The following is a 12,751-nucleotide window of genomic DNA, read 5'->3' as shown; positions in this document are numbered from 1 at the left end:
TTCATCGAGGTTATAAGATCGCGAATTCTATCCAAACATCGAAAAACGGTCACTCATCAGGGTTATGACCCGGCTGAATATTTTCCACAGTACGTCGCAGTTTATAGATTTTGTGATCAAAAATAATAATCTATTAGAAAATAGCCAATAAAAAAGCTGACTCAATGATTGAGTCAGCTTTACAATTATTACGTTCTGAATCTGTGTAAGAAACTTTGCAGTCGCTCGTTAGTTGAGTTTTCCAAGACATCCATCGGTGGACCTTCTTCAGCAATTACGCCATTATCAAGAAATAGTATACGATCAGCAATGTCACGAGCAAATTCCATCTCGTGCGTAACTAATACCATTGCCATTTCACCTTCATTAGCTATGTCACGGATAACTTCTAATACTTCACCGACCAGCTCAGGGTCCAAAGCAGATGTCACTTCGTCAAAAAGCATTATTTTGGGATGCATAACAAGTGCACGGGCCATTGCTACACGCTGCTTCTGACCGCCTGACAGCATAGCAGGATAGTCATCCAGCTTATCCCCTAGACCAACTTTTTCCAACATTTCAATCGAGTCTTTCTTGGCCGATTCTTTATCCTTTTTCTGTACATGAATTGGTGCTGTCATGCAATTTTCTAAAATTGTCATGTGTGGGAAAAGATTAAAGTGCTGGAATACCATCCCGATATCCCCACGGACCTGTCTTAAGTGTTTCTCATTGGCAGGAACGAGGTCACCGTCCTTTTCCATATGCCATAAATTCTTGCCATCGACAATAATACTGCCTGATGTTGGCTGTTCCAATGTCATTAACATACGAATAATTGTCGTTTTACCGGACCCACTTGGTCCAATGACAGCAACCTTTTCAGCCGGCTGAATATCCAAGTCAATACCTTTTAATACTTGGACATCGCCAAATGACTTATGCACATCATTATACCTTACAATAGGTTCAGACATATTATCACTGCTCCTTTTCTCTTAAACTGCTTTACTTCCTGTTGGTTCCTTTTTATCAAAACGTTTGTTCATTTTGCGCTCAAGTTTATTAATTAAGATTGCTGAAGGATAGCTTAACACTAGGAATAATATTGCCACGATTGTAAGTGGCTCTAAGTATCTCCAATGTTGTGCGCCATAATCATTTGCCATTGCCAGAATACCCAAAACCCCAATTGTTGAAGCTAAAGGAACTTCCTTAAACATGATAATTAAATAGTTTCCTAGCATCGGAATGGTCGGGGGTAGTGCTTGTGGCAAAATTATCTTAGTCCACTTTTTACTTGTTCCATAATTTAACGCTCGCGCAGCTTCCCATTGACCATTATCTACTGCATCAATTCCTGAACGATATACTTCACCAATGTACGTACTATAGTGAATTCCAAGTCCGATTACTGCAGATACGAATGGATCCAACGCCATACCGACAACAGGAACCATTGGCCATGCGTAGAAAATAAAGAATAACTGTACTAGTGGTGGTGTGGAACGTATAAATTCCATTACCCACAACAGTGGCAGTCTTATTACTTTTATTGGCATACGTCTTATTAATGTCCATATAAATCCGAAGATCAATGCAAATAAATAACACGCAATTGTTAATCCTAATGTAATACCCAGACCTTCTAATACCACAGGGAAGGCATCAGAGAATGTACTCCAGCTCCAATTACTCATTGACTAGCCACCCCTTTCTTAGAAGCACTTTCCATTTTCTTGGTAAGCCAAATTAATGGAAGAGCAAGAATAAAGTAGAATAATAGTACTAAAAAGTATACTGTTGGTGCTTGGGATAGATTGGAGCTTCGCAGTATATCTCCATAGTATAAAATATCGGTCATACCAATTAATGATACAAGTGATGTTGATTTCAACATAAGGATGAGGTAGTTACCAAATTCCGGAAGCATCATACGGACTGCTTGAGGGAAAATTACAAGTCTCATGCGCTGAAAACGTGACATGTTTAGGGCTGTTGATGCTTCTGATTGTCCTTTTGCCACAGCCAGTATTGAGCTGCGAACGATTTCAGACATGTATGCTCCATAGTTAAGGGAAATAGCAAGTACACCAGCCCAAAAGTTACTTCCTACCTCTATTCCGAATAATATTGGAAATGCATAGTAAAGCCAAAATAATTGTACGATAAGGGATGTTCCGCGGAATACTTCTACATAAAAGCCTGTAAATTTGCGGAGTAAGATATTATTTGAGAGCCGGCAAAACCCTGCAATAAACGCCATTAAATAGCCCAAAACTATTGAGGCAAGCAGTACAGTAACTGTAATCTCTACACCCTTCATCAGAACTGGGAAAATATCGGCTATCGCATTAATGGTAATCACTCCTTCTCTGTAATTTTTGCAAAAGCATAGGGTCTGACATCCCTAGGTAAGGGAGCCGACCCTATGGAGTCATGTTAATTATTTAAAGAGTAAATCTTAATACTGTTCACCGCTGCAAACGCCTTCTGTTGTAATGTCAGAAGGAACTGAATTAGTTTCACCACTAAAGCCATTTGCTTCTAAAAGTTCCTTAACTGTTCCATCTTCTTTTAGTTTAGCTAATGCTTCATTGTACGCTTCACGTAATGCATCACTATCCTGGTGGAATGCTGCAGCACCGTAACTTGGAATTCCTTCAATGTCTGGCTGTTCAAAGTCACTTACGAATTCAAGTTTTTCATTTCCTGAAGATTCCAGTGCGCGTTTTACTGTCATTTCTGTACCAGTAGTTGCATCAGCGCGGCCTGAAGCTACAGCAGAGAATGTTCCAGGAATATCTGAAGCACTCTGAACTTGGTCGTCACTTACACCCATTTGCTTAACATATTCATGTTCTGTTGCACCGGCCATAATTGATACGGTTGCGCCAGTTTCTGCGATATCACTGTAACTGTGTAAATCCATTGGGTTACCTTTCTGAACGATAAGCCCTTCCCCATATTGCATTTCTGGCTCACCGAAGTCAGCATTTTCACAACGATCAGGGTTAATTGCCATACCTGCTGTAATAACATCGAACTTACCAGCATTTAAGCCGGGAATAAGTTGACTGAAATCAGCCAATTGGGCTTCCATTTCGTCAATACCAAGTTCTGCGAAAACAGCTTGTGCAATGTCGACAGCTGCACCTTTTAATTCCCCGTCTTCCTGATATCCGTATGGAGCTTCGTTAGCAAAGCCGATTGTTACTTTGCCTTCTTCCTGAAGTTTTGTTAGCAAGTTGCTTTCACCTTCACTGCTGCTATCGTCTGCGCTTTCTTCTTCGCCACCGTTACCACTTGTGTCATCAGAACTACTTGTATCATCAGATCCGCAAGCAGCCAGCAACATAATTGAAATAAAGAAGATTGAAGCTAATAATAATTTTTTCATCTCTTTAATGACCTCCCTTTGTATTAAAAAAAATAATAAGTAAGTAAAGTAAAAAACGCATTTTTTGGAAAAATGCTAAGTCAATTTCTCTTTATGCTTATGACTTTTTTACTAGAAAAAGAACAGTAATTTACTGTAAAAATAATGTGAAAAGCTGGGGAATTTCTTTTCAAATAGTGATACTATAATATTATAGGGTATTGTCCAATGGTTCAAACTTGATATTTTCTGATAATTTGGAATAAGCCTTCATATAACATTGTTAAGAACATAAAGCTCGTATATACCAAATTATGCTTTCATATAGATAATATTGCTCTTATATACTCAGTATTTGCTATATTTTCAGAAAATTACCGGTTAGTTTGAGGATAGACAAAAAGGTAGGAAACAAGATACGATTAAAAGTAATAATACTGTTATGGAGGCGATTAAGTGCATATTGTTGTATTGGGTGCAGGTGCTTTAGGTGGTTATTTTGGTGCTCGATGGGAAGAAGCTGGTGCAGATGTAACCTATCTGGTAAGAGAAAAAAGAGCAAAGCAGCTCCATAAGCAAGGGCTGAATATTAATAGTACACAAGGTAATTATTCGGTTAGTGATCCACGTGTCGTTACGGATGTACACACTATTGAAAGTCCGGACTTGGTTTTTGTAAGTGTAAAAGGTTATCATTTAACAGGAACTTTAGAAGACTTAAAAGTACTAATAAATAAAGGTGCGTTCGTCTTACCCGTTTTAAACGGAATAGAACATATAAGTGTTTTGCAGGATTACCTTGGTGAGGAGTCGGTTATTGGCGGTCTTTCCTTTATTGTTGCTACCTTGAATGACGATGGGCATGTAGAGCACTCAAGCGAATTTCACAAGCTGGTCTTTGGCCCATTGAATCCTAAACAATCAGATATTTGTCAGCAATTACGGGAGCTCTCAAGTAAAGCGAAAATAGAGATGATTTACAGTGATTCTATTTTACAAGAGCTGTGGAAAAAGTACCTATTCATCAATGCCTTTTCTGGTATTACGACAGCAACAGACCTGCCCATTGGACCAGTACGCGATAATAAGGATACACTTAAGGTAGCTGAGTTAATTTTAAACGAGATGCAGCAGTTGGCAAATAGCTACAATATTGAAATTACAGATGAAGACGTCGCTGGGGCAAAGAGCAATTTACAAAACTTTGGATACGATGCGACGTCGTCTATGCATCAAGACCGTCGCAAAGGCCAAACCCTTGAATTGGATCATCTGCATGGTGGGGCACTGCGGTTAGCGGAGGCGAAAGGTTTACAAATGCCATTTACTGAAGCAGTTCACGGCATTATCAAGCCATTTGAAGGAGCATAAGTCTATGTACAAGCTGAGAGAGGTTAAATATGAAGACTATGAATCAATTAAACTGTTAACATATAATAAGGAGGAAAATATACATTTACACGAGAACATATCTTATATGGATAAAGTTTTTTTTGACCGTATGTTAGTAGATGAAACTGTTAGATGGTATGCCGTGGAAAAAGATGCGCAAATTCGTGCCTTTGTATTATTTCATCTGGATGTATCCACTAAAGAAATTCACATTGATAGATTCACAATTGATGGAACATATAAAAATAAGGGCCTTGATGAACACTTATACAGCAAAGTTGAACGATTGGCAGAAAAAAAGTCTTTTACAAAAATTAAAACAGAAATTTCCACAACTGAGCTGGATGTGTATGATTTTTTTGAAAGCAAAGGCTGGATAAAGGCTGAAAATGGAAGCTATGTATTAACAATGAAAAAGTAGAAGGTGTATTTATATGATGGTGTATATTATTATAGCAGTTGGTATAATGTTAGCTGTTCTTGCTCTGACCTTAATGGCTATATCGAAAGGTTATGATTACAAGCATTCGATTGATCCAATGCCTGATAATGAAAATAAGTCAGAGGATGAAAAGGACCACACAGGCTAGTGTGGTCTTTTTGGCAGTAAAGAAAGTATAAATACTTTCTTACTGCAAAAGCGCAACTAAGGCTTATCTATATTAAGGCTTGGCGATAAGCCAAGTTTTCAAATATCCAAAGGTTTTAACTTTGACTCGATTTCTTCACGACGATGCTCAAAGAATGGTGGCAGTGCTAATGATTCTCCAAGATGGTTCATATCTTCATCAGTAGCAAATCCGGGTCCATCCGTTGCTAATTCAAATAAAATACCATTTGGTTCTCTAAAGTAAAGTGATTTGAAATAATACCGGTCCACTAAACCTGAGTTAGGTACGCGTGCTGCCTGTAGACGATCTCTCCACTGTGCTAATTCTTCTTCATTATCTATACGAAATGCTACATGATGAACACTTCCCCGACCAGGTCTTTCCTTAGGCAGGTCATTACGCACTTCTAAATGAACCTCGGCACCTGTTCCACCTTCACCAGTTTCAAAAACAAGTATGTCCTCATTTTCATTTATCGGTGACGGATAGGTTCCAGTTTGTTTAAAGGTTAATAATTCCGTAAGTATGCTAACAGTAGGTGCTGGGTCCTGGACAGTTAATTTTGCAGGTCCTAGTCCAATAATACCTTTATTAGCAGGAACGCTGCTATGGTCCCATACTCTACCGCCTTTTACTCCACGGTTTGTTTCATCAGAGATAAGCGTCAATCGTTGTCCTTCTGGATCCCGGAAATTAATAACATGACGTTCCCCTTGTTTGGTTATTCCGTCATGGTCAATATTGTAATCGGAAAGTCGATTTTGCCAAAATTTTAATGCACTATCGTTTGGGATGCGTAGTGAAGTTCCCGAAATGCTACCTTTACCTTGATATGTTGTACCCGCATTGGGTATTTCAAAAAAGGTAAGGTCAGTACCAGGATTACCTGCTTCATCTGCATAAAATAAATGATAGACAGACGGATCATCCTGGTTAATAGTCTTTTTAACCAGTCTCATCCCTAGAATTTCTGTATAAAAGTGATAATTTTCTTTTGCCTTTGCAGTAATAGCTGATACATGGTGAATACCTTTTAATTCCATTTTAAAGTCACTCCTCGTAAACTAAAATTTATTTTGAATTCAAGATGTTTCTAGTGTAATGGATTTTTTGTACAGATGTCCAGTTTATTGCCTCATTTCTCATTTTGGTCGTGTGACGGGCGAAGACCTTTTTTCAGCTGTCGAATGCTTAATCCGAAATCCATTTGCAGATGTGGATAATCCTTAAACTTACTCCAATCACCGCCCCATTCAAACCCTAATTCTTTAGCTATTTCGGCAACCTCGAACCAGTCTGATTTCCCATTGTTATTTCCATCATAATTTATATTCCAGATAATTTCCCCATCTTTATTACGTAACGCATAATCAACAGCAAGGCCATAATTATGGTATGATTCGCCACCTTTCGCATACGTGACGACTTTTTCATCAGATAATCGACCCTGTTCATATAGTTTATTCTGCCGTTTAATGGATCGTACTTTCTCTGTGATGACGACATCTATACCTTGCTGGGAAGATTTTTTAAGAAGTTGACTGGTTTTTGCGGCGACAACCGGGTCCAATTTTTCAGGCGGTGCTGTGTTTTTGCCGGTGTCGATGTATCTGTCATTTTTTTGTTCATTATATATAATGATAAGTATCGTTAAAAATAAAATAATGAGTATCCATGTTGTTATATCTTTGCGGTAGCGTTTCAATTTGTCAGTCTCCTCAAAAGAAATAATACTTTTGGGCAATTATAACATTTAAGGGAAAACAGCAGCTGTCATTAGTATTCAGGGTAACTATCTTGCAGTGTTGAAATTATCCATTTAAAATAAGACAAAAGGAGGGGTGCTATGTATGTGCTTCTAGTTAGCTTGATTGGCTATTTGATCGGATGTGTTCATGGTTCACAGGTAGTTAGTAAATATAAAAAAGTGGACATCAAGAATAAAGGGGTAAAGAATTCCGGTGCCTCCAACACAACGATATTGCTGGGGTGGAAATACGGGATATTAGTGGCACTTATTGATGTATTTAAGGCTACACTATCGATCTTATTAGTATTATATATTTTAAGTGAACAAGGAATTACTGGGGAAATACAGACTTTACTTGTGTACATTAATGCATTATTTATCATTTTAGGACATAATTATCCGATCACAATGAAGTTCAGTGGCGGGAAAGGAACAGCATCATTAGTGGGGGTGCTGCTGGCAATTGACTGGAGGGTAGCTGTAATTGGTATAGGCATCCTGCTTTTATTTACACTGACTACAGATTATTTAGTAGTTGGGGTTCTGTTTATGTATTTCTCATTCTTGGTGACGACCTATTTCTTCTTTGGAATCGAACCAACTATGGTGGTTGTGCTATTATCTATTATAAGTATTATGAAACATTTGGAAAATTATAAGCGTATATTAAATAAAGAAGAAACTAAACTATCAAGTATGTTTAAAAAAGAATCATAGACGGAGGAATTAAATGCTGGATATCATAATGTGGATTGTCATTGTAGCTTTATTTATCTTAAGTTTTGCAGGAATTATTTTTCCAATCATTCCATCACCATTAGTCTTGTGGGTTGGTTTTTTACTATATCATTTTGTGATAAATGCAGGGGAATTAACTGTAACGTTTTGGATAGCGATAGTAATTTTAACGGTATTATTAATCGTATCTGATATTATTGCAAATAGTTATTTTGTAAAAAAATTCGGCGGGAGCAAATGGGGTGAACGTGGTGCAGCAGTAGCTGTTATTGTAGGGTCGTTCATTATTCCTCCATTTGGTATATTAATCGTGCCATTTATAGTTGTTCTAGTGATTGAAATGGTACAGAAAAAATCATCGCAGGAAGCATTGTATGCATCAATCGGATCGTTAATTGGATTTCTTGGAGGAGCGGTAGCAAAAGTAGTTATTCAAGTGATTATGATCATTTGGTTCTTATTAGTCGTCATAATATAATGCAGAAGGGATTTTAAACAATGAGCAAACCATCAAGAGTTATTACAATTGCAGGATCTGCAGCTGGAGGTAGTGCTGGCATTCAGGCGGACTTGAAGACATTTCAGGAACTGGATGTATATGGGATGAGTGTCGTAACAGCGATTGTTGCAAGGCATCCAGAAACGAATAAGAATGTTCATTCACAATCACTAGAGGCGATTGAAGCACAATTTACAACTGCAATGAAGCAAGTAGGGGTTGATGCAATAAAAACCGGGATGTTATTTTCCAAAGATGTAATAGATAATGTTGCTGGACTTATCGCTGGAGCAAAAATAAAGACGTTGGTGATTGATCCTGTAATGGTCGGAAAGCTTGATTCGAAACTGTTGGAAGACGATGCGATCGATTCATTAAAGACAAGGCTATTACCACATGCCACTGTTATTACGCCAAACATGCCGGAAGCTTCTTACCTTTTGGATGGACGTGATATTAACGATGTTGCAGATTTAAAACAGGCTGCCATCGATTTGCATGAATTGGGTCCACGATTTGTATTGGTTAAAGGTGGAAGGTTGAATGGTCCAGCAGTTGATGTACTGTACGATGGTGAAACACTTACGACCTTTGAGGCTCCACGAATCGATACAGTAAATACAAGTGGGGCAGGATGTACATACTCTGCAGCAATTATTGCATATATTGCCAACGGATATTCAGTATTAGAGGCAGTTCGTTCCGCAAAAAGTTTTGTAACAACCGCAATCGAATATGGATTTTCATATACAGAATTGGTTGGCCCTACTTATCATGCAGCACCTCGTAAGCATGGTGAAGCACATGAAATTAAAGTGAATTGACTTTAGCAGGAGGAAATGCCAGGGGAACTTCGCCTAGCATTTCCGGTTGAACTGTGTGGGTGATATTCCAGTTTTATTTTTGTAAAAGTTTCACATTTTCCAGCCATACTGAGATATTGGATAAATCGTTTCCCAAAATGAAAACCCCAGTAATGGTAAGGCTTGACTTTGCATTAACATCCCTATATATTTGAAAATATAATAGAAGAAACGTTGATAAGGAATAGTACAATTTGCAATGTCTTTCACAGAGAGGAAATGGTAGCTGGAAATTTCCAAAGAGACAAATTGGAACCTGCCTTTGAGTTCGCTATTTATACGGCTTATGCTGTAGAATATGCGCGGTTCATGACCGTTATCATGCCAAGTGTGCAAGATTTTATATCTTGTGAACAAGGGTGGTACCACCAAACCTCGGTCCCTTTTACAGGACGGAGGATTTTTTGTGGTATAGGAAATTATAAAATTTAAGTGCTGTGGATAACTGGACTTCTGAATCAGCAACGTCCAGCTCCAGCGCCTAGCGCCTAGTGGACTTCCCTCCCCGTGTCTACGATAAGTCAACATCGAATCGCTTACGCTCTTCGTGTATCCTTTATCTCACACGGGTCAGTCCAGTCCATACGGCGCTGAACAGGCGCTTGCGCTTTTGTTCTATTTAAGGGCTGCCAAATGCGCAGAAACCATCTGTTATGAAAATAATGATTTGTAATAAGGCTTATCTCTATATTAAGGCTTGGCGATAAACCAAGTTTTATAATATACAAAAATCTTAAAGAAAAGGGTGTTTAATTTGGGTAAAAATAAACAATTCGTTGAAAAAGTTACCGCAATGGAAGATGACTTTGCGCAATGGTATACCGATGTAGTGAAGCAGGCAGAACTTGTTGATTATGGAACTGTCCGTGGAACAATGATTATTAAACCGTATGGGTTTTCAATCTGGGAAAATATCCGTGATGAACTTGATCGAAAGTTTAAGGAAACAGGGCATTCCAATGTTTATTTTCCATTATTTATTCCTGAAAGCATGCTGCAAAAAGAAAAGGATCATATAGAAGGATTCGCACCAGAAGTAGCCTGGGTTACACACGGTGGAGATGAAGAACTGAGTGAACGTCTCTGTGTACGCCCAACTTCAGAAGTTCTTTTTGGTGAATATTATTCAAAGAATATTCATTCCTATCGTGACTTGCCAATGCTATACAATCAGTGGAGTAATGTGGTTCGCTGGGAAAAAACAACTCGCCCATTTTTACGTTCACTCGAATTTTTATGGCAAGAAGGGCATACATGTCATGCGACACGTGAAGATGCACAAGAGGAAACAGCTAGGATGCTTGAAATTTATGCAAATGTTCTTGAATATTACTTAGCTATACCAGTGTATCGCGGCAAAAAAACAGAAAAAGAAAAATTCGCTGGAGCTGATTATACATTAACAATTGAAGCTCTTATGCATGATGGCAAGGCATTACAGTCAGGTACATCACATTATCTGGGCACAGGCTTTGCTGAAGCGTTCGATATCCGGTACTTGGATAAAGGTGGCGATCAGCAACCCGTTCACCAGACATCATGGGGTATGTCCACACGCGTTATGGGCGGATTGATTATGGTACATGGGGATAATCGCGGGTTAATTGTTCCACCACGAATTGCGCCAACGCAAGCAATGATTGTTCCAATCGCACAACATAAAGAAGGTGTATTGGATAAAGCATACGATCTTCGCGACAAACTAAAAGGTGTTGCACGAGTTGGCATTGATTCAAGTGATAAAATGCCGGGCTGGAAATTTAATGAGTATGAAATGAAGGGTATACCTGTTCGAGTTGAAATGGGTCCTAAGGATATTGAGAAAGACCAGGTAGTACTCGTACGACGTGATACTGGTGAAAAAGAATTTGTTTCACTTGATGAAGTGGAAGCACGCTTGCCAGTGCTGTTAGAAGAGGTTCAGCAGGGATTATTTGATAAAGCGTTGAATCACCGTAACGAAAAGACAACTACTGCGACCAATATGGAAGAATTCAAAAAGTCATTGGAAGAAACTTCTGGATTCATCAAGGCAATGTGGTGCGGTAACATGGAATGTGAGGAAAAAATCAAGGATGAAACGTCAGCAACATCCCGATGTATTCCATTTGAGCAAGAAAACATTTCTGACTCCTGTGTATGCTGCGGAAAAGAATCAAAAGAACTAGTATACTGGGCAAAAGCATATTAATGATAAAAATCGAGCGCCGATAGATGCGCTCGATTTATTTTATATCAACCGAAGAATGAAAATATCAACCGAAGGAAAAACTTTTAAAGAGTAGTTGCATTTTTTGTGTGAACTATGTTATAAATATACATATTAATTAATAATTATACAAAAAGGTGAATAAATATGAAGCATTTACTTAATGAGGAAATAAACAAGATTGAAAAGCAGTTGTGGAATATGAGCGACCATCTTTATTCTAATCCAGAGTTGGGTGACGAGGAATTTCAATCTATGAAGCTGCTTACAGAATTTCTTAAAGAGAATGGATTTGAATTGGAGACTGGCATTGTGAATCGGCCGACAGCTTTTAAAGCTGTATTTAAGAGCCAGAAACCGGGTCCAACTATTGCATATTTAGCTGAATATGATGCACTGCCTGGTGTTGGTCATGGGTGTGGACACAATATGATCGGAACAATGGGAGTCGGTGCTGGTGTAATACTTAGTAAACTGGTAAATCAAATTGGTGGAACGATAGTAGTTTTAGGTACTCCGGCTGAGGAAACAAACGGAGCGAAAGTACCAATGAGTGAGGAAGGTACATTTGCCGACATAGATGTAGCAATGATTTTACACCCTGCTGACCAGTCATATGAGAGTGGTGAGTCACTTGCAATGGATGCTCTCCAATTTGACTATTCAGGCAAGTCTTCACATGCTGCGGCATCACCGGAGAAAGGAATTAATGCGTTGGATGCAGTGATTCAACTATTCAATGGTATCAATGCACTCCGTGAACACCTTCCTTCTGATATACGGATTCATGGCATCATATCTGAGGGCGGTCAAGCGGCAAATGTAGTGCCTGATAAGGCTGTAGCACAGTTTTATATTCGTGCAAAAGAACGATTGACGTTAAATGGCGTGGTGGATAAAGTTAAGAATATAGCACATGGTGCAGAACTTATGACTGGAGCAACGCTGGCTATTTCAAATTATGAATTAAGTTATGATGAAATGATTACAAATAATGCACTTTCCGAAGCTTTCAATAAAAATCTGCAACTAGTAGATTCTCAGAAATTGAACCCCGCGAAACAAGGATACGGTTCAATTGATATGGGAAATGTGAGTCAGGTTGTTCCAGCTATTCATCCATACATTGGCTTACATGAACCTGAACTAATAGCACATACGAAGGAATTTGCAGACAAAACCATTACCAAAACAGGTCATCAAATAATTTCAAACGGAGCACTATCATTAGCGCAGACAGGCTACGATATTTTAACAAATAAAGAATTATTAAAAAAGATTCAAACTGACTTTTTACAAAGTAAGTAGTATTTATGAACGCAGTATAG

At 38.5% G+C, this 12,751-nt stretch carries 14 protein-coding genes and 1 other annotated feature; of the genes, 8 read left to right on the top strand and 6 right to left on the bottom strand.

Annotation, left to right across the window (positions count from 1 at the left end):
* Positions 1–188 precede the first annotated feature (188 nt).
* The 4 genes from ehuA to ehuB all read right to left on the bottom strand — a co-directional run bounded on the left by ehuA (position 189) and on the right by ehuB (position 3,382).
* A complete protein-coding gene (gene ehuA / locus J2Z82_RS06985; RefSeq protein WP_092494157.1) occupies positions 189–959 on the bottom strand; it encodes an ectoine/hydroxyectoine ABC transporter ATP-binding protein EhuA in 771 nt (256 codons plus the stop codon).
* 21 nt (positions 960–980) lie between these two features.
* Complete coding sequence (gene ehuD, locus J2Z82_RS06980) at positions 981–1,682, bottom strand: ectoine/hydroxyectoine ABC transporter permease subunit EhuD (protein ID WP_092494158.1); 702 nt, start codon at positions 1,680–1,682, stop codon at positions 981–983.
* Positions 1,679–2,308, bottom strand: coding sequence for an amino acid ABC transporter permease (locus J2Z82_RS06975; RefSeq protein ID WP_092494249.1), 630 nt, complete (start codon positions 2,306–2,308; stop codon positions 1,679–1,681). The genes ehuD and J2Z82_RS06975 overlap by 4 nt, the downstream gene beginning before the upstream one ends.
* Before the next feature lie 138 nt (positions 2,309–2,446).
* Complete coding sequence (ehuB, locus tag J2Z82_RS06970) at positions 2,447–3,382, bottom strand: ectoine/hydroxyectoine ABC transporter substrate-binding protein EhuB (protein WP_209480068.1); 936 nt, start codon at positions 3,380–3,382, stop codon at positions 2,447–2,449.
* Positions 3,383–3,817: 435 nt separating this feature from the next.
* On the opposite strand from ehuB, the gene J2Z82_RS06965 reads away from it, so the two are divergent.
* The 3 genes from J2Z82_RS06965 to ytzI are packed head-to-tail and all read left to right on the top strand — an operon-like array spanning position 3,818 to position 5,343.
* Positions 3,818–4,732: a ketopantoate reductase family protein gene (locus tag J2Z82_RS06965; RefSeq protein ID WP_209480067.1), complete on the top strand. Its 915-nt coding sequence runs from the start codon at positions 3,818–3,820 to the stop codon at positions 4,730–4,732.
* Between the two features lie 4 nt (positions 4,733–4,736).
* Complete coding sequence (locus tag J2Z82_RS06960; protein WP_209480066.1) at positions 4,737–5,174, top strand: GNAT family N-acetyltransferase; 438 nt, start codon at positions 4,737–4,739, stop codon at positions 5,172–5,174.
* 13 nt (positions 5,175–5,187) lie between these two features.
* Positions 5,188–5,343, top strand: coding sequence for a YtzI protein (gene ytzI, locus J2Z82_RS06955; protein ID WP_209480065.1), 156 nt, complete (start codon positions 5,188–5,190; stop codon positions 5,341–5,343).
* 98 nt (positions 5,344–5,441) lie between these two features.
* Here ytzI and J2Z82_RS06950 read toward each other — a convergent pair whose 3' ends face one another.
* Together J2Z82_RS06950 and J2Z82_RS06945 are read right to left on the bottom strand one after the other, a co-directional pair.
* Positions 5,442–6,407: a ring-cleaving dioxygenase gene (locus J2Z82_RS06950; RefSeq protein ID WP_209480064.1), complete on the bottom strand. Its 966-nt coding sequence runs from the start codon at positions 6,405–6,407 to the stop codon at positions 5,442–5,444.
* Between the two features lie 92 nt (positions 6,408–6,499).
* Positions 6,500–7,069 (bottom strand): M15 family metallopeptidase, encoded by a 570-nt coding sequence (locus tag J2Z82_RS06945; RefSeq protein ID WP_209480063.1) that lies wholly within the window; start codon positions 7,067–7,069, stop codon positions 6,500–6,502.
* 141 nt (positions 7,070–7,210) lie between these two features.
* On the opposite strand from J2Z82_RS06945, the gene J2Z82_RS06940 reads away from it, so the two are divergent.
* From J2Z82_RS06940 to J2Z82_RS06920, 5 genes are all read left to right on the top strand, one after another.
* Positions 7,211–7,831, top strand: coding sequence for a glycerol-3-phosphate acyltransferase (locus J2Z82_RS06940; protein WP_209480062.1), 621 nt, complete (start codon positions 7,211–7,213; stop codon positions 7,829–7,831).
* A gap of 13 nt (positions 7,832–7,844) precedes the next feature.
* Positions 7,845–8,330 (top strand): DUF456 domain-containing protein, encoded by a 486-nt coding sequence (locus J2Z82_RS06935; RefSeq protein ID WP_209480061.1) that lies wholly within the window; start codon positions 7,845–7,847, stop codon positions 8,328–8,330.
* A 20-nt stretch (positions 8,331–8,350) separates the two neighbouring features.
* Positions 8,351–9,175 carry a bifunctional hydroxymethylpyrimidine kinase/phosphomethylpyrimidine kinase gene (gene thiD, locus J2Z82_RS06930; protein WP_209480060.1) on the top strand — a complete coding sequence of 275 codons (825 nt, stop codon included), beginning with the start codon at positions 8,351–8,353 and terminating at the stop codon, positions 9,173–9,175.
* Positions 9,176–9,379: 204 nt separating this feature from the next.
* Positions 9,380–9,601 (top strand) — a binding site (T-box leader).
* A 406-nt stretch (positions 9,602–10,007) separates the two neighbouring features.
* Positions 10,008–11,405: a proline--tRNA ligase gene (gene proS / locus J2Z82_RS06925; protein WP_390313594.1), complete on the top strand. Its 1,398-nt coding sequence runs from the start codon at positions 10,008–10,010 to the stop codon at positions 11,403–11,405.
* 165 nt (positions 11,406–11,570) lie between these two features.
* Positions 11,571–12,731 (top strand): M20 family metallopeptidase, encoded by a 1,161-nt coding sequence (locus J2Z82_RS06920; protein ID WP_209480058.1) that lies wholly within the window; start codon positions 11,571–11,573, stop codon positions 12,729–12,731.
* The last annotated feature ends 20 nt before the right edge of the window (positions 12,732–12,751 follow it).

Origin of the sequence: Virgibacillus litoralis, from assembly GCF_017873675.1 — a bacterium.
Taxonomy (GTDB): domain Bacteria; phylum Bacillota; class Bacilli; order Bacillales; family Amphibacillaceae; genus Lentibacillus; species Lentibacillus litoralis.
This window is presented reverse-complemented; position numbering and strand designations above follow the sequence as displayed.

Bases quoted from the DNA above. Each gene is read 5' to 3' on its own strand.
- ehuA (WP_092494157.1), bottom strand. From the start codon at position 959: ATGTCTGAACCTATTGTAAGGTATAATGATGTGCATAAGTCATTTGGC.
- ehuD (WP_092494158.1), bottom strand. From the start codon at position 1,682: ATGAGTAATTGGAGCTGGAGTACATTCTCTGATGCCTTCCCTGTGGTA.
- J2Z82_RS06975 (WP_092494249.1), bottom strand. From the start codon at position 2,308: ATGAAGGGTGTAGAGATTACAGTTACTGTACTGCTTGCCTCAATAGTT.
- ehuB (WP_209480068.1), bottom strand. From the start codon at position 3,382: ATGAAAAAATTATTATTAGCTTCAATCTTCTTTATTTCAATTATGTTG.
- J2Z82_RS06960 (WP_209480066.1), top strand. From the start codon at position 4,737: ATGTACAAGCTGAGAGAGGTTAAATATGAAGACTATGAATCAATTAAA.
- ytzI (WP_209480065.1), top strand. From the start codon at position 5,188: ATGATGGTGTATATTATTATAGCAGTTGGTATAATGTTAGCTGTTCTT.
- J2Z82_RS06950 (WP_209480064.1), bottom strand. From the start codon at position 6,407: ATGGAATTAAAAGGTATTCACCATGTATCAGCTATTACTGCAAAGGCA.
- J2Z82_RS06940 (WP_209480062.1), top strand. From the start codon at position 7,211: ATGTATGTGCTTCTAGTTAGCTTGATTGGCTATTTGATCGGATGTGTT.
- J2Z82_RS06935 (WP_209480061.1), top strand. From the start codon at position 7,845: ATGCTGGATATCATAATGTGGATTGTCATTGTAGCTTTATTTATCTTA.
- thiD (WP_209480060.1), top strand. From the start codon at position 8,351: ATGAGCAAACCATCAAGAGTTATTACAATTGCAGGATCTGCAGCTGGA.
- proS (WP_390313594.1), top strand. From the start codon at position 10,008: ATGGAAGATGACTTTGCGCAATGGTATACCGATGTAGTGAAGCAGGCA.
- J2Z82_RS06920 (WP_209480058.1), top strand. From the start codon at position 11,571: ATGAAGCATTTACTTAATGAGGAAATAAACAAGATTGAAAAGCAGTTG.